This is a genomic window from Parachlamydiales bacterium (assembly GCA_041671045.1).
GTDB lineage: Bacteria > Chlamydiota > Chlamydiia > Chlamydiales > JABDDJ01 > JABDDJ01.
Genome location: JBAZCF010000001.1, coordinates 632169 through 654599 on the forward strand (window position 1 = coordinate 632169; position 22431 = coordinate 654599).

Sequence of the window (22431 nt, forward strand, 5' to 3'; positions counted from 1 at the left end):
ATAGATAGAGGAAAGAACCATGCATCTACAAGTTGGAGTAAAAGTCTTATTAAAAAATAATGAAGGTAAATTTCTTTTGATTTGCCGTTCTGCTGAAAAATATAAAGATGTGCTTCAAAAATGGGATATCCCTGGAGGACGTATTGACCCCGGAAAAACCCTCATAGATAATTTAGAACGTGAAGTGATGGAAGAAACTAATTTAAGACTAAAGAACAATCCACGTTTAGTTGGTGCTCAGGATATCATTCCTAATAGTGAAAAACATGTTGTGAGACTGACGTATATTGGTGAGGCAGAAGGTGAATTGCGATTGAGTGAAGAACACACTGAATTTGGATGGTTTGAGCTCAAAGAATTGCACTCTATGGAAAATCTTGATAAATACCTCCAAGCCTTACTAGCAGACTTAGAAGAAAATGAGACAGATGTTAAAAGTGCGCTAGGAGCAGCAAGTAGCTAACCCCGTTTGAGAGCGTTCACCGCGAGCGCTAACTTATACGGCCCATTCCATTAAGAAAAATCCATCGCACAAGCATGTGAGGAAGATGCCCAAAGCCGGAATCAAACCTGCGACCTTCGCATTACGAATGCGCCTTATCCGAGCAAAGTCACTGCATCTCACAGTAGCTGACACGAGAGCAGGATAACCCATCTTTTTTTAAGAGTCTATCGCCATTTGAGGTGACTTTGATTGGTTTGTCGTCCCTGTTTGGTCCAAGGTTGGTCCACAGAAATGGAATGGCTATTGAGGTTATCTCTTGTTCAGAAAAATGTTGAGTGAATGATTTTCTGAGATACCACCAAAGAATTTAGTAGCATCTCAGAATGTTCTAAAAAGGATGTCTTATTTAAAATTCGGAATGGCTCTAACCATGAATTCATCGAAAAGAGGAACTGTAAAAGTTAGTTCACCGTGAGCAGGGCTATAGATCATTCCCTTTTTAATCAATTTTGATCTAACAGGGGCAAGACTTGTTATTTTGAAATTTAAGATATCCGCAATATCCCCACTTCTGTGAGAACCTGGACCCAGCTCAGCCATCGCTCTTAAAAAATTCTTCTCACTTGGAATTAGACGATCAAATCTAACCCGGAAAAAATTCTTATCCAGGCGCTGAATGACCATGTTTGTCGCTTCTTGAATGACTTTTAAGGTAATTGGACTTGCTTTAGCATGATTCCATGATTGATAACCCCACTCTTGAAGAAAGTAGGGATATCCTTTTGTCATTCTATAGATTTCAGCTAGAGCATCAGGTTCGAAAACAACCCCTTCGACTTGAGCAGGGTCATTTAGAGCTTTGGCGGCATCAGTTTCTGATAATGCTCCAATATCGGGGAAGTTGAAAAGCCTTTCTGCATACGATTTGGAGTCTCCTGCTAATCCCGGTAAAATTGGTAAGCCGGTTCCTAATAGGACTAAAGGAAGTTGACGTTGCTGTATTTTGTGCATCGCCATGATTAACGCGCCAAGCTCTTTTTGAGAGAAATATTGAATTTCATCGATAAAAATTGCAATGGCACTTTTACGGTCCTCAGCAGCCTCTCCAAGAGCTACAAAAAGATTAGGAAGATCGATTTCCAAATCTCCACTATCAGCTGCCCCTCTTTCGGGTTCAATATCTAAACCAATTGTGACATCATTAACTGTTACGTTAAGAGCTGAAATGAAGCTGCGTAAGACAGATAAGCCACGTTTAACTTTATTGCCAAGACCAGCAATCCGATCCAATTCAAAAAGCAGCTTCCAAAGATGAGGCGCAATTAATGCTCCCAATGTTTTACCTTCATGAGCTTCGATTAAAATTGTTCGATAGCCTTCTTCCCTTGCTTTGTGTTCAATTTCATTTAGTAGAACTGTTTTTCCTACACCCCGAAGTCCTGTAAGTAGCATGCTTTTTTCAGGCCGTTTTCGTTTGATGCGCCCTAAAAGAATGGCGGCTTCTTCAAGAATTGGGTCTCTTCCAACTAATTCAGGTGGTGGCGCGCCAGCGCCAGGGGAGAAAGGGTTTTTGATACGATCCATGCATTTATTCCTATTTATACCCGTTTATACCTGAAATCGAGAATAAACGCGTATAAATTTCAAAGTCATTTCAGGTCTTTATTTTTACCTTGGGAAAATATGCTTTTTTAGGCATAATTAAAATCAGCACTCAAAAGGATATAGACAAATACCTATTTAATCGGTGATATTACCTATCAGATAGGTTTAATCTGCTAGAGTATTTATTTTCAAATAAGAATGTCGAAAAGATCCAGTCTCCATTTTAGAGTGTCTCTTACAGAAAGAGCCGAGATGCTCAGATACTGACGATGATTTATTGGGATTTGAGGTACTGTAAAAGGTCGTGATCTTGAAAGGCTATTTCTATAGTCTGTGGGTCTATCGTCCCATTCTTTGAATTCATTACAAGATTTTGCAGAATCTTGGACATATTCCTAATTATATGATCACTATTGTGCCCCGCTTCGAGCATATAAATACCTTTCTCTAGAGATGTTTTAAGGGCATTTGCATATGGAATTTTTTGTATTTCTTCAAAGTCGTAAATACTTCTTAAGGGAGAGCATAAACCATTTTTCATAAGTATCACCTGCGTTTCTTTTTGCATTTGATCAAGAACAAATTTCATGACCGATTCGACATTCTTTCCTTGACGATTTATGTAAAAACTGCCGCCAGCAAGCATTGAAACTGGCCCGGGAATTGGCGCAAAATCATACTTTTCACTTATCTCTCCATTCTCATATGCTAAGGAATATGCAACATCACTCCATATTAATGCTAAGGCACAATTTTTCTCTTTCAGTACTTCTACTTGGGTCATCGCGTCTGTCTTATAAAAATCATTGGATGCATCGTATTTTTTTAGCTCTACATAGAATTGTGTCGCTTGAATTGTTTCTGGAGCATTTAGGATACATTGAACTGCTTTGCTATCTTCCCACCCCCATCTTTTTTTCATTAGACCGCCTCCAAAGCTATAAGCAAAATTGGCCCATTCATGATAGATGAAATAAGGGGCCCCTTGTAGGCAAATCCCATAAATTTTTTGATCCGGACGATGAAAAAAAGCGACAATTCTCTTAAACTCTTGCCAGGTTTTCGGCGAAGCAAGATCGACATTGTATATATCCCAGTATTGTCGTTTATAAGTTTCGTTAGAAAAAAGCTCCTTATTGTAGGCTAAAATCATAGTATTTGCTGTAAAGGGGATTGCGTAAGCTTCTATATCAACTCCTGCAGCATCTTGATACCAACCCACTTCTTTCCAGCAGTTTTGAAAAAGATCTACCTCAAATGGAAAAAACCCTTTGACCAGTTGGTTTGGAAATTTTGCTTTAAGTTCTGCTAGAGATATCACAACATTGTGTGAAATGTAGCTTGCAAGCGCAGTATTGTATTGCAAGATTAGATCATAAATTCCGCTTCCCCCAAAAAGATCGAGATCAGCCTTTTCAATCATAGCTTCATAGGGCATCAGCTCGAATTGTATTGTGGTTGGGTTAGCTTCGGAGTTTTTTCTTAAAGATAGTTCTCTCATCGAACGTGTTGTAGGAACATCCTCAGCAAGGACTTTTATTGACGCTGAAAGAAGGGGGCCTTGGTAAAATAGCACTATGAATATACCCAGAATTATTTTTTCGGCTAAAAGCATTCTCATCTCGCGCGGGTTAAACACAAATCATGTGTTAATCCGCCATTTATATATATTGCAAACAGGCAGATTACGCATTTTTTTATAGAAATTAGTCCTAAAAGTACTCCTCGGAGTAATTAACTCCAATAGCCCTAGCTATTTTAACTTTCCACAATACACATTACAGTTGTATTCATATTTTATCTTAGAGCTTACGCAAAACTCATTAAAAATTTCTTCTAGCCTGTTCATCATAGGCATATAGTTAGAATGCTCTTTTCTGGGTGTGTAAGAAGATGAAAGCAGTCTTCCTTCTGAAATCGCTCTTTAAAAACTCTTATCCAAGCGCGGAATGACCATACTTGTGGCGTCTTGAACTACCTTTAAGCTAATGGGACTTGCTTTTGCATGATTCCATGATTGATAACCCCACTCTTGAAGAAAGTAGGGATACCATTTTGTCATTCTATAGATTTCAGCTAATGCATCAGGTTCAAAAACAGCAGCCCCTCTTTCGGGTAGCTTTTGGGATTTTAGAGAGGGCTGCAGCATAATTTTAGATCAGTTTTTTCAGCCAGGTCTGGCCCCATATCATACTTTGCGTATTTGCATTAAGAAGCAAAAGTTCTGACCAGAAATTGAAAAGATCCTAGGGGCGCGTTAAGGGTCTGTTCGACTAATCTCGGGAAAGCAAGCATACGTCTTGATACATCTTCATCTGACCACGGATAGATCCCCTTGTCAGTCATAAAAAGATAACCTGAAAGAATAAATTCTGCACACTCCAACGGATTATCTGTTTTGAAAATTCCTTCCTCGCAGCCTTGTTTGATGACTATAGCATATAAAGGGGCGTTCGTAACCAATGTAGCAGCAAACAAACGCAGATGCAGGGCTTCATTGCCTGTTTCATGAAGTTGGTCCAAAATAAACTGGTTATCTTTGGCAATGTGGCCCGTTTCAACCAAGGCCTGCATTTTTTGCAGCGCATCTCCTTTAGTGTTTTTGATACACGCTTGCATCTTGATAAAGTTGCCCTCAACTATATCTTTAACTACTGCCTCAAGAATTTCCTCTTTGGACTTAAAGTAATGGTAAATGGTCCCTTTGGCTATGTTAAGAACCTCCATTACGTCTTGAATGGAGGTTTGATCATATTTTTTCTTTAAGAATAAAAAACGGGCAGCATTAATAATATCTGCCCTTCTTTCAGAGGCTTTTTTGACGACTCTTGCCATAAATGAAACTTTTAAAGCCTATGTGAATCTTTTATATTTTTTTTAATGTCAGTTCCACAGGTTCAACTCTAAGGAACGAATGTCCAGGAATTGTACTCAATTCATTTTTTTTGGGAAAAGATTCAATTTCATAGCGGCTAAGAAGTGCCCCAATCATACGGCTGATTTCAGCTTTTGCAAGCCACTGTCCAGGACAAAAATGGACATTTTCATTGAATATTGAGCTTCCAGCAAGAAGTGGTGCAGCAATGATGGTTTCCCCCTTAGAGATAGGATACTCCCAGCTTGTTCCATCATGCTCAACCATAAATACAATATCCTTACTCGCTGTACGTGAAAAGAAAGGTACCGACGTATAGTTACTGAAGCAATCAGCGATAAAACTATTTAATTTTGATTCGCGTTCACTTGAAAGAGAAGCGTTATCCTTTCGAATGATTTCTTGCAATTTGGGATTTTGACCTAGACGCCATAAGATATATTGTAAAGCTGAAGATGTCGTTTCAGAACCGGCGAGATAAATGAGCATCAACATTCCAGCCAACTGAATCTTTGAAAAATCCTTCTTCTCTAAAGCAACGATAAAGTCGCCACTGCTTTGACTAATGGCTGAGCGCAGTGTATCTAAAGCAGAATTATACCGTTGGATATGTTTTTCAGAAGGACGCCCCCACTTTTTTATGAATTGGTAACTCGCTGCAAAAGATGCACCCTTTCCGATTTGTTGGAAATCATCCATAGTGCCTGGATGACTTAAAAACACACGTGCCAAAACAGCCACAGTATAAGTTTCTGCAAAGCGTTTGGCAGAAAAAGAACCCTTTTCTGCGTAAGCATCCAAAACTAGTGTCACAACATCGTCAATTTTGGGTCTTAGCTGATGAATTTGACTTTCTTTAATGTAATCCAATAATGGTCTCTTATAACTCCTTACATGATCTTTTGAGCAAGTTAATAGAAATGAATTGCGATCCACCGCAACACCTGGACAAAGATCTCTTAATAAATGGAGGAAAGCATTGTCTTCATCTGTCTCAAAATATCCTGAAGGGTCATTACGATAATGTTTTGATAAGGCTGAGATAGCCCATTTTGATGAGAGGATATGTCCATTTTTATTGAACAGAAACTGAAGAGCATTAATTGAATTGCCGCTGTAAATTTGTTTAGTAACAACTTCGTTTATACTTCTGTAATAGATCAAGGATAATTCATTGTAAGTACCATGCATAAATCGTATAGGTAGAGATACCATCCACTTTAACCATCTTGTTGTGATATTCTGATTATTTATCTCTATAGACACAACCGCTTCTTCTTGAATGGGTTGTGTTAATCGACAACTGCTGAAAGTATAAATTGCATTAAAAAGACTCATAAATCTCTCCATGTTTTGAGTTTTGAATCTATAATACACGTTGACCGACCGTCGGTCAATATGGAAATGAATTTATCCGAAACTGGATTTGTACTTTCAAGTTAGAGAGCTAATCTTCGTTTAAGGTTTTTTACGCTACCAGGAAATGAAATTAAATTTTGTGGACACGCCACCGTATGCAGGAATGGGCAACAAAAACAGGAATATTATCGTGAAAATATTTCATCATCATCAACTATTAGAATTGAAATTTGGTTAGCTTCTCTCTTCATATTAATTGCATGTTGTATTCGCTTAGCGTAAGTCGATAAAGAACATGTCTGCTCAATCTGTGTTCTTTTGGTAGTTTTGGGTGATTAAAATCGTCCTTAGGATCGTGCTGCATACCTATGCGTTTCATAACAATTTGAGAACGCAGATTATGAATGGGAGTAAAGGCCACAATCTCGTTAAAATGAAATTGCTTGAATCCGTAGCCAAGCGCTGCTTTTGCACCTTCTGATGCATAGCCCTTTCCCCAATGCTTGTAGGCAAGCCGATATCCTAACTCAATATTTGGTGAAAAAGATGCTTCAAAGTCCACTTCTTCTAAACCAATTCTTCCTATGAACTCACCCGTTTCTATGAGAAAAACGGCCCATTTCCCCCATCCATATTTTTCAATATGATCGTGAGCAGATTGCAGTGATGTATTACTTTCTTCTCGAGTCCAAGTGGCAGGAAAAAATTCCATTACCCTCGGATCGGCATTGAGCTCTGCAAAAAGCTCTAAATCTTTCTCACACCATTGCCTCAATACTAAGCGCTCTGATTCGATAATTGTATTCTTATTATTATGCATTTGCTTCGTTATTAAAAAATGGAGATTTTTCACACAAAAATCTCGAAAATGTTTTATGGCTTCCAAATCAAGGTCTTCAAAGCGAGCTTGTGGACAAATTTGAGCGGAGAAATCAGGTTCTCCTTTAATACGTAAATGTAATCTTGTGATTAAATCTGACTTGGTTTTTTCTAAGTTGGAACATGCGTGACTGCCGACAATGATTCGGGCTGTTTGTCTGAAACGCTTAAAATGATATGTCCTCCACCTTCATTTGCAAGAGCACAGCAATATTTTGTTAACTTATCGCTATCAAAGCCATTTTTAGCTTCTTTGAATTCCAGGTGTTCATTTTCTTTGCATTTCAGACAAGCATGCAGTTGTTCAATAGTTACAGTAATAATGTCATCTGATTTAGTTTCACTTCTTCAATAAATACTGATCTAGAACTTCATAGCCGTGGATCAATGGGCTCACTTTCCAAGGCCAATATACCAAATACAGCCTCATGGCATTTATAAAGAGGTTCTCGTTTGACAAATCTTTCTAATGCTTCAATGCCTAATGCATATTCTCTAAGGGCTAAGGAACGCTTTTTTGCAACATTTCTGACTTTAACGCGCTCTAAATTCTCCTGAACCGAATATTCGGGACCATAAATAATCCTTAAATATTCACGTCCGCGACACTTAAGACCTGGCTGAATTAATCCATGAGTACCAACCACAGTAAAATCATAAGGTTTAATAACAAAACCTTCACCACCTTGTTGTTCAGTTAGTTGTAACCACCAATTCACCGCCTCTTCACAGCTTTGAGTATCTTCGATATGAACGATCTTGGATTGAGTTTCCTTAAAAAGCGAACTGTCTGCTGCAACAAGCTGGCTGATTACATCCATGTGCCAGCCATGATCCTTTTCTACATGGACATTGCCTTCGCTTGCAAGAATATGAAATGGAGCTAATTTATAGTCTTCGATAGATGTGATTGGCCAGCAGTATCGTTCATATGATCGAATGTAATCATCGACCATTTCTAATTTATTGGTAAATTTTGAATAAAGATCAGCAACCTCAGGGTTCTTTTTAAGCGCCTTTTCAAGCAGTTGTACAGTCATCGATAAGCTCGATTGCGCTGCTGCACCAACAGAAGCGTATTGTTCTTTGATTAACTCCTGAGCTTTTGCCGACCAAGGCATTAATTCGCAATCCAAACAAATCCAATCAGTATTCAATTTTGCCCATAGATCAGCTTTTTCAACGGCCCCGTGAACTTTATTCAAAAATTGAGATTCTATTTGAGTATCTGTAAAAAAATTTCTTCCGGTTCTAGTGTAACAAATACCAATTCTTTCTTCATCAACCCCAAAGCGGGTCTTAACAACATTTGTGTCTTTACAGATAATCACAATAGCTCTTGAACCCATATGTTTTTCTTGACAAATCACTTTGGATATTCTGTTTTTTCGAAAGAATCTGAAGGAATCATTGGGATGTTCTAAATATTTGGGATCATCGCTTGTTTCAGTAGGGGACATTGTGGGGGGTAAGTAGATGAGTAATTTGGGATTGATGGCAAAGCGACTCATCACTTCTAAAGCGGCTATCGAATTTTCTTCAAGAATAGTCACATTATTATGTAAACGAGTTGAAACGATTCTCTTACCCAAGATATCGCTTAAGCTTAAAATATCGTTCCCCAAACGAACTTTATGATCAGAAACTTCAACTAAAAGCGGTTTTACTGGTTTGGCATATACTTGTTTTGAAACCACAGATACTAACTCGTTTTCAGGGTATCTCAACGCCGTCAATTTTCCACCAAAAACGCAGCCGTTATCTATATTGATTGTATTATTTAACCAATCTGAAGCTGGCATGGGTGTATGACCGTAAACCACAATGGCCTTACCCCTATATTCATTAGCCCAAGCATATCTGACGGGTAGACCATACTCATCTGTTTCACCAGTCGTTTCGCCATAGAGCGCAAACTCTCTCACCGTTTTTGAACCGCGTCCTTGATAACTTTCTTTCATACCAGCATGGGCGACAACCAGTTTACCATCATCCAACACATAATGGCTAACTAAGCCATCAATAAAACCAATCACTCGTTGAATGAAATCTTTGGACTCTCGCTCCAATTGTTCCAAGGAGTCTTGCATGCCATGAGCTACCTTGACATCTTGACCTTTGAGTTTTCGCATCAATTTTATATCATGATTACCAGGTACGCATAAAGCGATACCTGCTTCTGACATATCCATGACTAATTTTAGCACAGCAGGGGTATTAGGTCCTCGGTCAACAAGATCTCCTAAAAAGATTACTTTTCGTCCGTGTGGATTGCTTACAATATATTTGCTGTCGTGGTGGATGACATATCCAAGAGTCTTGAGAAGTTCTGAAAGTTCTTCGAAACAGCCGTGGATATCTCCAATGATATCAAAAGCTCCATGTTCATGTTTAAGGTCATTCCACAATTTTACTCTTTGGATAACAGCTGATTCGACTTCCTCTAAAGTTTCAAGCTTATAAACATCCCGAAAGCCTTCCTTTTTGAGATGTTGAAGGGAGCGTTTGAGTTGATTGCTTTGCTGTTTAATAACATGGTCTCCAAAATTCTTGTCTGCTCTTTTTTTATTGCGTTCGATGCATAATTTTTCGGAAGTATTAATCACAATTGCCACAGGAATGCAGTGAAAATCCTTAGCTAAGTTAAGTAAGTTTTTTCTGGAATCTGGTTGGACATTGGTCGCATCAATCACTGTTAACTTGCCAGCTGCTAAGCGTTTGGAAGCAATGTAAGCCAGAACGTCAAAAGCATCATTCGTCGCGGACTGGTCATTTGGGTCATCAGAGACAAGGGCACGGCAATAATCGCTTGAAATTACTTCAGTAGGTTTAAAATGCTTTTGGGCGAATGTTGATTTTCCTGAGCCCGAAATTCCCACGAGGAGGATGAGAGATAACTCAGGTATTTTTATGATATTTTGTTCCATAGGAAGTACGGATTCTGCTATTTATTGTTTAATAAAAACGCCCATTTGTGTAGGGGCGCCAAGATTTTCATCGACAGGACCTATAGCCTGAAAACTGACGGAGTAACCATAGCGATTTGCTATCTTTTCGGCCCATGTTTGAAATTCCTTCCTTGTCCACTCGAATCTATGGTCTTTATGACGAAATGTCCCTGCTGGCAGCTCCTCAAATTTAACATTATATTCGGCATTTGGGGTTGTAATGGTGACAAGCTTTGGCTTTGCGTCACCAAAAACAACGTATTCCAATGTAGACAGCCTAGAAACGTCAAGATGTTCGATAACTTCAATAAGTGTGGCTGCATCAAAGCCTTGAATGCGTTTATCCGTATAATTGAGCGATCCTTGAATAAGGTCTATTCTTTTCCTTTGCAAGGGAGGTAAACGGTCTAGATTCAACTTTTGTTTTGCACGTCCTAACTGTTTATATGAAACATCGACACCAAGAATGTGGCTAAATGAAGAATCACATAAGAGATTTTTAATAAGAATACCTTCTCCGCATCCAAGGTCGACTACAGAGTTAACTTGATGCTCTTTTAAGACATTCAACACGGCTTGCATTCTTTGTAAATGTAAAGACAATCCACTTTCGAGCTTTTCTTCTTCATTTGCATGAACTCGTTCGATTATATCTATTTGCTGTCCCTCTTCCTCACGTAATCTCGTCAGGGCTTCATCAGTCAAATCCCTTTGACGCTTAAGATATCTTGAAACAATTAAATCTTTACTTGGATGATTAGAAAGCCATCCTTCTCCATGCTTTAGCAATTTTTCAATTTCATCTTCGCTAACCCAATAATGTTTTTGGTTGTCCAGCACTGGAATGAGTACGTATAAGTGAGAGAGCAAGTCTTTCAAAAAACAAGTCTTTTTAAGTGTAACTGTGTAGGTTTGAGCGTTGCCCCAATCTGGATTTTTTTCATTCAATGGATATTCATTTATAGTGAGTTGGTAGCCTAGAGGCTCTAAAAGATTTTTTATTAAATCCTTTCCAGTCTTGCTCTGACAAGGTAACGCGGCTATACATACTTCGAAAGGCCAAGGTTCAGATAGAAGTTCTGGCTTTTCTTTGCACAGTCCTTTCAAACTTTGGTTGAAGACTTTGGCAATAGCCATACTCAAAAATGAAGAGGCCACATAAGGACGATCATTAACATATTGCCCAAGAACGAAACTATCATCAGAACGTCCTTTTTTTTTCACTAAAGCAATAGGATCAACGTCAAGCAATAGAGCAGCGCAGCAATTATTTGGATCGGTTTCAGGGAAAAAAACATACGCTTTTCCTACAGACAAATCAAATACGTGACATTTTGCTGGATTTTTGTGTAGCAAATATCCAAGTTCTGTTGCTGGATATCGCGATGTTTTTAACGTTAATAACATTTTAATTTTCGCTTAAGGGTAGGGAGATAGCATAAGTAACTCCAGTTCAGTTATTATTGGAATAAATGCTTGACGAAAAGTATAGCTCATTTCCTGTTGAAAATCAATGATTTTGACGCTAGATTTACCTACCTATCGAACTGGAGAACAGATATCTCCAATTTGCTTTTCGCTTGTCTATAACCATTTTAACAATGACAGGTTCAAGCAGTATGCGTTGATGATTTTCCCATTCCATCAAGGTTTGAGTTAAAACGCCTAAAACAGCTGTTTTGTGATTTCCAGGAGGAAGTGCCACACAAGTCCAGATATTCACAGGCTCAAAATAATCAGGTTTAACCTTAACGCGATATTTGCCCTGTACAGCCGTGGCAATGACTGCTTTTGATTCTCATTGATTTAATCAAAGCATGAAACCATTGCTCACATTATTTGACACAATTCAACACTCCTATATATTCAAAATAAAAAGGATACATGATGCCCTTCACTCTACCTCTTGGTTCGACAGCTCCTGATTTCGCTTTACAGGGGACAGATGGCAAAAACTATTCATTGGATACTTTTAAGGATGCTAACGTCCTTGTCGTGTTTTTTACCTGCAACCATTGTCCTTATGTTATTAACTCAGATGAACTTACACGTAAAACAGCAGAGAAATATCACGACAGGGGAGTCGTTTTTGTAGGTATTAACTCCAATAGCGCCAACAGCTATGAGGCAGACTCTTATGCAAATATGGTTAAAAGAATGCAAGAACACCATTTTCCCTGGGCTTATCTGCATGACCTCTCCCAGGAAGTAGCGTTAAAATATGGCGCCCTTAGAACGCCTCACTTCTTTGTCTTCGATAAAGACCGTAAACTTGTTTACACCGGACGTGCGGTTAACTCTCCACGTGATCCCTCCAATGTTACAGTCAATGATTTAGAGAATGCTTTGGATGAGCTCCTTGCAGGAAAGCAGGTTTCTACTTCTTTGACGAATCCTATTGGGTGTAACGTAAAATGGGATGGAAAAGATAAACACTGGATGCCGGCAGAAGCATGCGATCTTGTCCAATAATTATTACTAAAAGGTAACGTTATGAAAATCGCCATTGCTGGAGCTTCCGGATTAATCGGAAATAGGTTGATACCCTTTTTAGAATCTAAAGGACACCGCGTGACAAAGATTGTCCGCTCAGCTTCTTCCAATGGCGAAATTCATTGGGATCCCTCCAATCACCAAATTGATGCAACCCTGTTGGAAGGAATGGATGTGATCATTAATCTTGCAGGTGAAAATATCGCTTCCGGCCGTTGGACTGAAGATAGAAAGAAGAAGATATTAAATAGCCGTATCGATGGCACCCGCACTTTATCTGAAGCTGTACAGAAATTACAAAGCCCTCCCCAGTTATTCATCAATGCGTCTGCCATAGGAATTTACGGTAACCGAGGAAATGAGACTTTGACAGAAGACTCTGCACCGGGAGCGGGTTTCTTAGCCGACGTTTGCCAGCAATGGGAAAAAGCTATAGTCCCATTGCCGCATACGCGTGTGGTGATGTTGCGGTTTGGGGCAGTCCTGGACCCTAACGGTGGGATTTTAGGCAAAATGCTACTTCCTTTTAAAATAGGTTTAGGTGGGGTCATAGGCGGGGGAGAACAATATATTAGCTGGGTTGATATTTCGGATTTGTTGGATGTATTTGAATTTGTTATCTCAAACAATATGCTTACGGGCCCTGTCAATGCTGTGGCGCCGGATCCTGTGACAAATTATGAGTATACCAAAACAATAGGTGAAGTTCTAAGTCGACCTACGTTTTTTTCTATGCCTGAATTTGTTGCTAGATTTGCTTTTGGTGAGATGGCGGACGAAATGATTTTATGCAGCGAAAAAGTGCTACCTTCAAAACTAACTGCAAATGGCTTTAGTTTTAAACATCCAAAATTAAAACAAAGTTTAGAGCATCTTTTAGCTTAAGGTTTGGAGTGAACAGCTTTTTTAAGCTATTCTTTGTTTCAGTTTATAAAGGCCGGCAGCACTCAGTGCGCAAGCTGCAATGAAAACTGCTAAAGGCAAAAAGCTGGTTAGCTCCTGAAGCCAGGGGAGTAACTTCATTGCCATGACCGAAAGAGGAAAGAAGATAAAGTGAACGGCAGCCTTCGCTGAAAATCTTTGGGCTGCATTGAATGCGAAGTAGGCTAATTGCAGGACGAAGCTTATCAAAAGCGTAGCTGCAATCTTATTCACAGAGAGTCCTAGCGAGATAAGATTGAAATTATCCTGGCTGAGATTGGTTTGTGAACCTGCCAGAAATTCCAAGATGCCCCCTCCAAACACAAAAGCCAGAATGAATAATCCTATGCCGAAATAGATTTTCGATCTGCAAATGAAAAGGGCTATTCCTAAGATCAAGCAGAACAAAAGAGCATATATTTGGTAAATGCCCATGCTTACAGTCAGATTTCCCATCATATACGAATAATCTGCAGGATGAGTGAACAGCGTTTTTGTCACTGTTTTGAAAAAATCTGCGGGTATTATTTTAGAGAGGTTCGCACCAAAAGCTAAGGCAAATAGGCTTAGCCAAGATATCCACGTATGGGAAGGGGCCTCATCATTGAGAGGCGGAGGAAGAGTCATAAGGATATTATAGAGGGCTAAAATTGCAAGGCCGCAGGTTGCAATGATGGCCCAAAGGTAGTGGACATCCTTATCATTCCACAATGGGAGTATGAGGTCTTTTACATAGACCAGCAAGAAAGAACTTAAGATAAGCAGTAATGGATACAACACAGCCGCATAGCGGAACTTATAATACTGGTTGATCAAACCGGTGGTAAGGACAATAAGCAGTGGTGCGGTTGCTTTCAACCAAGCATAGGTCACTGCAGTAAACAGAGGGTCGCTAAAAGCATTCATTTTGGATGAGAAGGCGCATACAATCCAAACGGCTATATTTATCGATAAAAACAAACTGAAGGCAAGGTTTAGCTTGCCATTCCGCACTAGATAGATAAAGCCTAAACCATAGATGAGGGATAGTAGGGGTGCTCCATAGTCTCTCAAAAAGAAAGCTTGTTCAGCACCCCCATTTTTAATCATCAGACTGTCTAAAATTTCGCTACTTATAGACGTTTCAGCTATCGCCAAGATAAACATGACGATGACGCCTAGTGTGAAGAATAGGTAGCGAAATGTTTGCATAAAAGCTTATGCCTCCTCCACAGTAGGCAAGGTTTTGATAAACCACTTATATAGCACCGGCAATATAAATAGAGTCAAGAGGGTAGAGCTTAAAAGCCCGCCGATGACGACAGTTGCCAATGGTTTTTGCACTTCAGCTCCTGTCCCAGTGGCTAAAGCCATAGGAACAAAGCCTAAGGAGGCGACGAAAGCAGTCATTAATACTGGCCGCAAACGTGTGACAGCTCCTTTCAAGATCGCCTCAATCTGTGGCATGCCATTTCTGCGGAGCTGATTAATGTATGACATCATCACCAGACCGTTTAAGACTGCGATACCCGAAAGTGCGATAAAGCCGACGGCAGCTGAGATTGAAAAGGGCATATCGCGCATCCAAAGGGTGACGATACCGCCGGTCAAAGCTAAGGGTACTCCACTGAATACCAATATCGCTTGCCCCACGGAGTGGAGGGCGCTATATAATAGCATAAAGATGAGCAAAAAGCTTAATGGTATCACAATCAGCAGGTGGTTACGTGCAGATAGCATGTTTTCAAACTGTCCACCCCAGCTTATCCAATAGCCTGAAGGAATCTTCACTCCGGAATTGATGGCATTTTTCGCGGCATTCACATAGGTACCTAAATCCATTCCGCGCACATTGGCTTGGACGATATGCACTCTTTTGCCATTCTCGCGGTTAATTTCGTTGATGCCTTCTGTAAGCTCAATAGCTATCAACTCTTTTAACGGGGTAAAGGCTACGCCGTTTTCTATGCTATGTGTTGTCAAGGCTACAGGCAAATCGGCGAGTGCGATAGGATCGTTGCGTTGCTCTTCTGGAAGTTTCACTACGATGTCAAAACGGCGGTCGCCTTCCATAATGACGCCGGCCTTAGCTCCGCCGATGGCGATGCTGACAGCTTCAAGGATGTCATCTGCATGCATCCCTAAGCGGCTTGCGGCTTCTTCGTTGACTTCCATCTGCAAAAGAGGGAGGCCGTCGACCTGTCCGGCTTTGACGTCGGAAGTGCCGGGTAAAGCTTTCAGTGTGCGTAAAATAGAATTCCCGGTTTTTTGCATTTGGTCATAATCATCGCCATAGATTTTTACTGCGACATCGCTGCTTACACCTGCAATGAGTTCGTTGAAACGCATCTCGATAGGCTGAGTAAACTCGTAATTATTTCCTGGCAAGGTGAAAAGTTTTTCTTCCAGTTTCTCAATCAGATCTGCTTTGCTCAGATAAGGATCCGGCCATTCGGAAGGATCTTTCAGCATGACGAACGTATCCGATACGTTCGGGGGCATAGGGTCCGTTGCCATTTCTGCCGTACCGGTTTTAGAGAAGACGTAGTCGATCTCCGGGAACGTCAAGAGCATTTTTTCTACAGCTTTTTGCATCTCTGTCGATTGGGAAAGCGATGTGCTGGGGATGCGGATAGCGTGCAGAGCTAGGTCTTTCTCATCTAGGGAAGGTACGAATTCCTGCCCAAGGGTAGAGAAAAGAAATCCCGAGGCGACAACGACAGCTACAGTGGCTGCTACAGGGATAGCCGGAAATTTTAGCGAGCTTTCAAGCAAAGGCAAGTAGGTTTTTGTACCTAGTTGTGTGACCCAGTTGGTTCCGCTATGAGAGGGGTTGCGTACGAGCAGTGCTATCATTGCTGGGACGAAGGTGATAGAGAGGATAAATGCAGCTATCAGGGCATAAATGACTGTTAGGGCCATGGGCTCGAACATTTTACCTTCGACATCTGCAAAGGTCAGTAAAGGAAAATAGACGATGATGATGATCGCCTGCCCGTAAACGGTAGGTTGAATCATCTCTTTGGCTGCTAGTGTTACTTCGTTCAATCTTTCCTTTAAGCTCAAGCGTCTGCCTAACTCATGTGTTTTTTCACTGAGATGGCGTAGGCAGTTTTCGGTGATGATGACAGCACCGTCTACAATAAGTCCGAAATCTAACGCTCCCAAGCTCATCAGGTTTCCACTGATTTTTGTTTGGACCATGCCGATAGAAGTAATAAGCATTGAAAGCGGAATGACTAACGCTGCAATGCAAGCGGCTCTAAAGTTACCGAGCATAGCAAAAAGAACAGCTATGACAAGTAGTGCGCCTTCTGCAAGGTTTTTCGAAACGGTTTTAATCGTTGCATCGACAAGTTTTGTCCGGTTGAGCTGCGTAACAGATTGAATATCAGGCGGTAGTGTTTTGTTGATCTCTTGAATGCGTTCATCCACAGCTTGGGAGACAGTGCGGCTGTTTGCACCGATAAGCATCATGGCTGTGCCGATGACAGCTTCTTCACCATTGGCGGTAGCACTGCCTGTACGAAGTTCTTTGCCGATGACGACATCTGCGACGTCTTCGACGCGGATAGGAACTCCATTTTTAGCAGTGATGACGACACGTTTGATCATTTCAGGGGTATTGATGCGATGATCAGCCTTGACGACATAGGATTGCTGGTTATGTTCGATATAGCCGGCGCCGATGCTGAGGTTTTGGTGTTGAAGTGCTGTGACGATGTCTTGGAATGTGATCCCTAGTGATTGCATTTTGTGGATGTCAGCTTCGACATGGTATTGACGGACATATCCACCAATAGCGTCGATTTCAGCCAGGCCTTTAACGCCCATGAGTTGGGGGCGTATAATCCAGTCTTGCACTGTGCGCAGGTAGGATGCTAGCTCAACCTCAGTTCTAAGTGGTTGACCTTCAGGAGTCAAATAGCTGCCGTCTGACTGCCATCCGGGGCGGCCGTCTCTTTTTACAGCGCCTTCACCGCGGGGGTGTTTATAGGCAACGGACCACATGTAGATCTCGCCTAGTCCTGTGGATATAGGCCCCATCTTTGGGTCTGCCCCTTCGGGTAGAAATTCTTTCGCTTCGGCAAGTCTTTCGTTGATCTGCTGGCGGGCAAAGTAGATGTTGACCTTTTCATCAAAAATGGCTGTGACTTGAGAAAAGCCGTTTCTGGAGATAGAACGGGTAGATTCTAAGCCCGGAATTGAGCTTAGGACATTTTCAATGGGATAGGTGATGAGTTTTTCCACTTCAACAGGCGACATCCCCTCTTTCTCGGTATTGATCTGTATTTGGTTGTTGGTGATATCCGGTACAGCATCGATAGGGAGGTTTTTTAGGTTATAGGCACCCCATAATGCGACAAGCAACGTGACTAGTACTATCATGACACGATTGCGGATAGCGAATGTTAGAATTTTTTCAATCATGGTCTTTGCTTATCTCAGTGTTCGTGTTCAGCTTCATCTTTTTCATGCTCAGCTTTGAGCAGAAATGTGTTGGAAATGGCAATCTCTTCGCCCTTGCGTAAACCTTCGATGACAGCAATGCGTACATTGTCTTGTGGGCCGACATGTACAGGTCTTATTTCAAATCCTTCATGATTTGCGACAAAGACGACATCATGTCCATCTATCTTTTGGATGGCGGTTTTGGGGACGACGATAGGGAAGCGTGTGGTTTCGCTGTCGATGACGACAGTAACGTAAGTGCCGGGAGTCCAGGGGTGGTTTGCTGTGTCAAGCAGAGCGTAGGCTTTAAGGGTGCGTGTGTTTTCTTCTACTACAGGCTTGTAACAGAGAAGTTTTGTTTCGCAGGTGTCTCCGTGGCTTGCTTTTGCACTGGTAGGCAACCCTTTTTTGACAGCATTTTGATGGGAAGGGGGGACATCGATCTCCAGCCAACGTTCGTTCAAGTCTGCTAAGGTCAGCACATCTTTCTCACTAGAAATAAATTCGCCCGGCGCTATTTCGATATTGACGATCGTTCCTTTCATCGGAGCTTTGAGCTCGTAATAGCGGAGGTCTTCGCCTTTTTCCTGAGGCAGTTGATCAATAGCTCCTTGGGTCAGTCCGAAAGAGAGGAGTCTATGCAGGCCTAGTTCAACATCGATCTTCGATTCTTCAGCAGCGATTTCAGCTTCCAGCAAATCGAAGTCTGTAGTCAACTTCTTTTCTTGAAGTTGTTTTTCTTTGCTGAACATGGTTTTTTTTATTTCATATCTGCGCAGCGAAGCTAAGTAATTAGCTTTAGCTTCTGCCATTTCACGGCTTTCGATTAGAGCTATCGTTTCATTGGCTTTAACGCTATCACCGATTTGTTTATAGATTTTTGCGACAACGCCTGACACTTTAGGCACTAGGTGCACAACGGATTGCGGCGGGACAATGACTTTTGCAGGGGCGCGTACCTGTTGGATAAGATATCCGGGGCGCGTTTTTTCCGTTGTAATTTTTGCCCCGTCGATTTGGTCTTCCGTGAGGGCGATGAGATGGTCATGTTCATGATCGTGGTCATGATCGTGATCATGATGGTGGCCGCCATGGGCTGCCAAGGCGGAATAGCAAGAGAGGGCGATGAAAGTGATTTTTCGAAATAGTTGATGGGTCATAATTTGCATTTCCTATGGCAATTTACAGGCGTTGGCGCCGGTTAATTTTGAGATGGTTATCATGCTAAAATGGTATTCCAGAAGTGCGTCTAGATAGTCAGATTTGCATTCTGTGTAAGTTTTTTGCGTATCGATGAGTTCAAGCTGAGTGATTTTACCCTCATTAAACGCTTCCATGGTAATATGCAGGCTTTCTTCGATCTCCTTCAAAAGGCCATTTTGTATACTTAATGCACGGTTATAAGCGTTCAAAGCGCGTTTGTGTTCAATTTGTAGAACCGCAAAGTTTTGGTTACGTATGAGGACTGAGTTATATTCTGCTTTTTGAATTAGGGCTTGCATGCGGCAGATATTGCCTTGATTACGGTCAAAAACAGGCAGTGGAACACTCAGTGCAAGGACGAGGGCATGACCGTTGCAATTCCAATAATTCTTATATCCTGCTGTAACGGCGAAGTCAGGATATCTTTCTGCTAGCTCAGCTTCATAGCTATTTCTTGCAAGCTCTACCAAGGCCAAAGATTTTGCAATTTCCGGATAGTTGGAGATGTAAGCGCATAAATTATCGATGCAAGGGGGAGGTGTTATGCAGGAGATAGGATAGTTGATGATATCAAAGTCCACCTCGCAACCGTTCCATAGTAAGGCAAGGTTAAGTCTAGCTTGTTCCAGTTCTAACGCTAACTTATTACTATGCATCTCTTCATGACGCAGGGTTATGCCGGCTTTCTTGGTCTGAAGGAGCGTGATTTTACCTTGTGTGGCTAGATGCTGCGAGCTTTGGTAGGCTGTTTGAGCAAGCTGGAAGCTTCGCTGCGAATCTTTATACTTTTCTTGCAGAATAGCGATTGAGATAAATGCTTTCTCTAATCTTTCCCGCAGATTAGCTTTGGTCATCTCGTAGTCCCACTCGGCTTCGATGACAGCGCTATTGGCTGCGGCTATTCTTTTGCAGATTTTGCCTCCGGTGACGATAGGTTGGGTGACGACAGCGCCGAATTCCATATCACCGATGCAGTCTTTACGTGAGCCGACCAAGTTGTCTGCTTCAACCCCTAATTCCGGGTTGGGATAAAGCGATACCTGGTAGGCGCCTCCGTTTCTGGCTTCTACTTCGTAGTAATCTATTGCAAGCTCAGGGGAGTTTTCACAGATGCGCTGCCATGCAGCTTCGATGTTATAGGCTAATACGGGAGAGGGGAGTAGGGAACCAAGGACTAAAAGGGAAATGGGTATTAGAAAACGCATGATCTATCCGTGTCGAGTAAAAAATTAACTATCATTCATTGCATTATCAAGGTTTTTTTTCAAGGGAATTCCTAGGAGACCAAAAGGGGGATTTATTCATTTTTCAGATTATTATTATGACAATGTTGTCTTAATGTAATATTTAAACTATTGTCTTACAATAGAGTTATAAAAAATAAAAACATGTAAGGAGAATATAGTGTTTGAAACTTTAGATAATCTATCGAAAGGAGCGGAATATGCATTAGGGGCAATGGCATGTGTTCCCGGAGCTAACGTAGCTTCTGCCGCTGCACGATTTACCGTGCTTGCTCCTATGCAAACTGTGGGTGGAGCTGCGGGAGCAGTTTATCATTATGGACGCAGTTGTCTTAATGAAGGGCATAGAGCGGAAAAAATGGAAGCTAAGGCTTACAAATGTATTGAGTATGTTGCACATGGATTTAGTAATAAAATACGTGCAGCATTTGATCTTGTAGGTGCAGGTCCCGTGATTTTTGGGGTATACGATGCTACGCGTTTGTTGGGTGTACATAATTTCCGTTTTGTGAATTATAACAAGGTAGAGGATTATGAAGGGTTAAATCTATTCAGAAAAATAGATAAAATCGCGCAAAAACTGGAAAAATTCCTTGGAATAGCAGCTTGTATTCCTGGAGTTCACATGACTGCAGCTGCTACTCGTTTTGGATTGGTAGGAACTACCCAAGTTGTAGGAGGGGTAGCCGGTTATTTGTTTAACCGTGGTTTGAGTTTATTTCAATCCGGAGATAAGGCAGAGCTGCTCAAAGCGCGTAGTTTCAAATGTATGGAATATGCTGCTCATGGTGTATTGAATAAAGTCCGTGCAGTCTTTGAATTTTTTGGTGGAGGAATTATTATATTCCCTGCATACGATCTGACAAGAATGATGAATCTACATAACTTTAAAGTGTTAAATTATAACAGTGTAGACTCATATACTCGTCACCGTAGAAATGATGAAGCGGAATTTGTGAGTTATCCTAGAACTAGTGCAGATTATCATCCTGTACAAGTGTAGCGCAAATCTTAAGTAATGCGGTGATATCACCGCATTACTATTCTTGAAGAAAATTCTTAGTATTTCAGCACAAATTTTGCTCCCACATAAGGCGCGGATCCGACTTCAAACCATTTTCCATTTTCTTGGTGACGGTTCGAAATCTTGACTTTGCCTGAAATCAGCCAACCTGCGTGGAAGTTAGCTTCTGCCCAATCACAGTTAGAATAGTTGATGAACGCTTCAGCTCCGATGGTACGGTAAGCAAAAATACCCATTGGGAGGGGCTGGTCATCTCCGGTACGGTGGCGAGTGTCAAAGAACCTGCCGCCAACGCCCGCATTCCAGCAGCAATCATAGGTATAAACTGCAGATACGTTGAGTGGGAATATTGCGTTGATTTTCCATGTGGGGTTGATTGTCCAGTCAAAACCTAGGATAGGGTAGACGCGGTCCATACGCATGCCTGTTTGGGCAAGCAAACCGAAGTGCAAGCCAATATTATTGCAATGAATGTCATAACGTCCCCAAAGCATCATATCGTAGGTCGTATAGTAGGTGAGGTCCCAATGGTCCATATCGATGTTAGCGGCTAATCTACCTTGCCAGAACCATTTGGAACAGCGGCCTGTGAATCCGTTAATCCCTATGGTAAGGGTGTCCCAGTTTCTTTGGCTGAAGTAGGGGTTGGAAACCCAGTCGAAGAGAGTATGTGAATAACCGATAGTAGCTTGCGCGCCTTCGACAAGTTCTTTGTCATAATAGAAAGTTGCATTAAGGGTGACGTTAGATTGTCCGTAGTGCAGATCTTCATCTTCAAAGTGGTTTTTGGAGAGGGAGGATTTGCCTACAAGATCCGAGGAACCTTCAAGGGTAAAAGGATGTAATTTTTCAGGATTGATCAGTGATTCATCTGCGATAGACTGATCTTCGATGGCTGCTTGTAGCGAGGAGACTGTCAAAATAGATAGTGTGACAAGACAGGCAATATGGCGGAAAAGTTTCACGATGTTTGCTCCAGGTAACGTTATCGAGTCGAAAAGAAT

Annotated in this window: 18 protein-coding genes; 4 read left to right on the forward strand and 14 right to left on the reverse strand. The window is 41.3% G+C overall.

Going from position 1 to position 22431, the window contains the following annotated elements:
* The first annotated feature begins 19 nt into the window (after window positions 1-19).
* A complete protein-coding gene (locus WC222_02910; protein MFA6915321.1) occupies window positions 20-463 on the forward strand; it encodes an NUDIX hydrolase in 444 nt (147 codons plus the stop codon).
* Window positions 464-847: 384 nt separating this feature from the next.
* Here WC222_02910 and WC222_02915 read toward each other — a convergent pair whose 3' ends face one another.
* The 9 genes from WC222_02915 to WC222_02955 all read right to left on the reverse strand — a co-directional run bounded on the left by WC222_02915 (window position 848) and on the right by WC222_02955 (window position 11894).
* Window positions 848-2029 carry an ATP-binding protein gene (locus WC222_02915; protein ID MFA6915322.1) on the reverse strand — a complete coding sequence of 394 codons (1182 nt, stop codon included), beginning with the start codon at window positions 2027-2029 and terminating at the stop codon, window positions 848-850.
* 295 nt (window positions 2030-2324) lie between these two features.
* Window positions 2325-3671: an extracellular solute-binding protein gene (locus tag WC222_02920; GenBank protein MFA6915323.1), complete on the reverse strand. Its 1347-nt coding sequence runs from the start codon at window positions 3669-3671 to the stop codon at window positions 2325-2327.
* Between the two features lie 303 nt (window positions 3672-3974).
* Window positions 3975-4199: a hypothetical protein gene (locus WC222_02925; GenBank protein ID MFA6915324.1), complete on the reverse strand. Its 225-nt coding sequence runs from the start codon at window positions 4197-4199 to the stop codon at window positions 3975-3977.
* 59 nt (window positions 4200-4258) lie between these two features.
* Complete coding sequence (locus WC222_02930) at window positions 4259-4885, reverse strand: TetR/AcrR family transcriptional regulator (protein MFA6915325.1); 627 nt, start codon at window positions 4883-4885, stop codon at window positions 4259-4261.
* A 31-nt stretch (window positions 4886-4916) separates the two neighbouring features.
* Window positions 4917-6263 carry a cytochrome P450 gene (locus WC222_02935; GenBank protein ID MFA6915326.1) on the reverse strand — a complete coding sequence of 449 codons (1347 nt, stop codon included), beginning with the start codon at window positions 6261-6263 and terminating at the stop codon, window positions 4917-4919.
* 268 nt (window positions 6264-6531) lie between these two features.
* Window positions 6532-7104 carry a GNAT family N-acetyltransferase gene (locus WC222_02940; protein ID MFA6915327.1) on the reverse strand — a complete coding sequence of 191 codons (573 nt, stop codon included), beginning with the start codon at window positions 7102-7104 and terminating at the stop codon, window positions 6532-6534.
* A 430-nt stretch (window positions 7105-7534) separates the two neighbouring features.
* Window positions 7535-10090, reverse strand: a complete 2556-nt coding sequence (locus tag WC222_02945; GenBank protein ID MFA6915328.1) for a polynucleotide kinase-phosphatase — start codon at window positions 10088-10090, stop codon at window positions 7535-7537.
* Window positions 10091-10111: 21 nt separating this feature from the next.
* Complete coding sequence (locus WC222_02950; protein ID MFA6915329.1) at window positions 10112-11518, reverse strand: 3' terminal RNA ribose 2'-O-methyltransferase Hen1; 1407 nt, start codon at window positions 11516-11518, stop codon at window positions 10112-10114.
* Window positions 11519-11642: 124 nt separating this feature from the next.
* A complete protein-coding gene (locus WC222_02955) occupies window positions 11643-11894 on the reverse strand; it encodes a DUF3987 domain-containing protein (GenBank protein MFA6915330.1) in 252 nt (83 codons plus the stop codon).
* A 101-nt stretch (window positions 11895-11995) separates the two neighbouring features.
* Here WC222_02955 and WC222_02960 point away from each other — a divergent pair, with 101 nt between their 5' ends.
* Window positions 11996-12583 (forward strand): thioredoxin family protein, encoded by a 588-nt coding sequence (locus WC222_02960; GenBank protein ID MFA6915331.1) that lies wholly within the window; start codon window positions 11996-11998, stop codon window positions 12581-12583.
* A 21-nt stretch (window positions 12584-12604) separates the two neighbouring features.
* Window positions 12605-13489, forward strand: coding sequence for a TIGR01777 family oxidoreductase (locus WC222_02965; GenBank protein ID MFA6915332.1), 885 nt, complete (start codon window positions 12605-12607; stop codon window positions 13487-13489).
* 21 nt (window positions 13490-13510) lie between these two features.
* Here the strand turns inward: WC222_02965 and WC222_02970 are convergent, their stop codons facing one another.
* Genes WC222_02970 through WC222_02985 form a run of 4 tightly spaced genes read right to left on the reverse strand, consistent with a single transcriptional unit; the run spans window position 13511 to window position 20364 of the window.
* Window positions 13511-14716: a hypothetical protein gene (locus tag WC222_02970; GenBank protein MFA6915333.1), complete on the reverse strand. Its 1206-nt coding sequence runs from the start codon at window positions 14714-14716 to the stop codon at window positions 13511-13513.
* A gap of 6 nt (window positions 14717-14722) precedes the next feature.
* Window positions 14723-17935 carry a CusA/CzcA family heavy metal efflux RND transporter gene (locus WC222_02975; GenBank protein ID MFA6915334.1) on the reverse strand — a complete coding sequence of 1071 codons (3213 nt, stop codon included), beginning with the start codon at window positions 17933-17935 and terminating at the stop codon, window positions 14723-14725.
* A 14-nt stretch (window positions 17936-17949) separates the two neighbouring features.
* Window positions 17950-19116, reverse strand: coding sequence for an efflux RND transporter periplasmic adaptor subunit (locus tag WC222_02980; protein MFA6915335.1), 1167 nt, complete (start codon window positions 19114-19116; stop codon window positions 17950-17952).
* 12 nt (window positions 19117-19128) lie between these two features.
* Window positions 19129-20364, reverse strand: coding sequence for a TolC family protein (locus WC222_02985; GenBank protein ID MFA6915336.1), 1236 nt, complete (start codon window positions 20362-20364; stop codon window positions 19129-19131).
* 199 nt (window positions 20365-20563) lie between these two features.
* Here WC222_02985 and WC222_02990 point away from each other — a divergent pair, with 199 nt between their 5' ends.
* Window positions 20564-21406: a hypothetical protein gene (locus WC222_02990; GenBank protein MFA6915337.1), complete on the forward strand. Its 843-nt coding sequence runs from the start codon at window positions 20564-20566 to the stop codon at window positions 21404-21406.
* 56 nt (window positions 21407-21462) lie between these two features.
* Here the strand turns inward: WC222_02990 and WC222_02995 are convergent, their stop codons facing one another.
* On the reverse strand, window positions 21463-22392 hold the full coding sequence (locus WC222_02995) for a hypothetical protein (GenBank protein ID MFA6915338.1): 930 nt from the start codon (window positions 22390-22392) through the stop codon (window positions 21463-21465).
* Window positions 22393-22431: the final 39 nt, after the last annotated feature.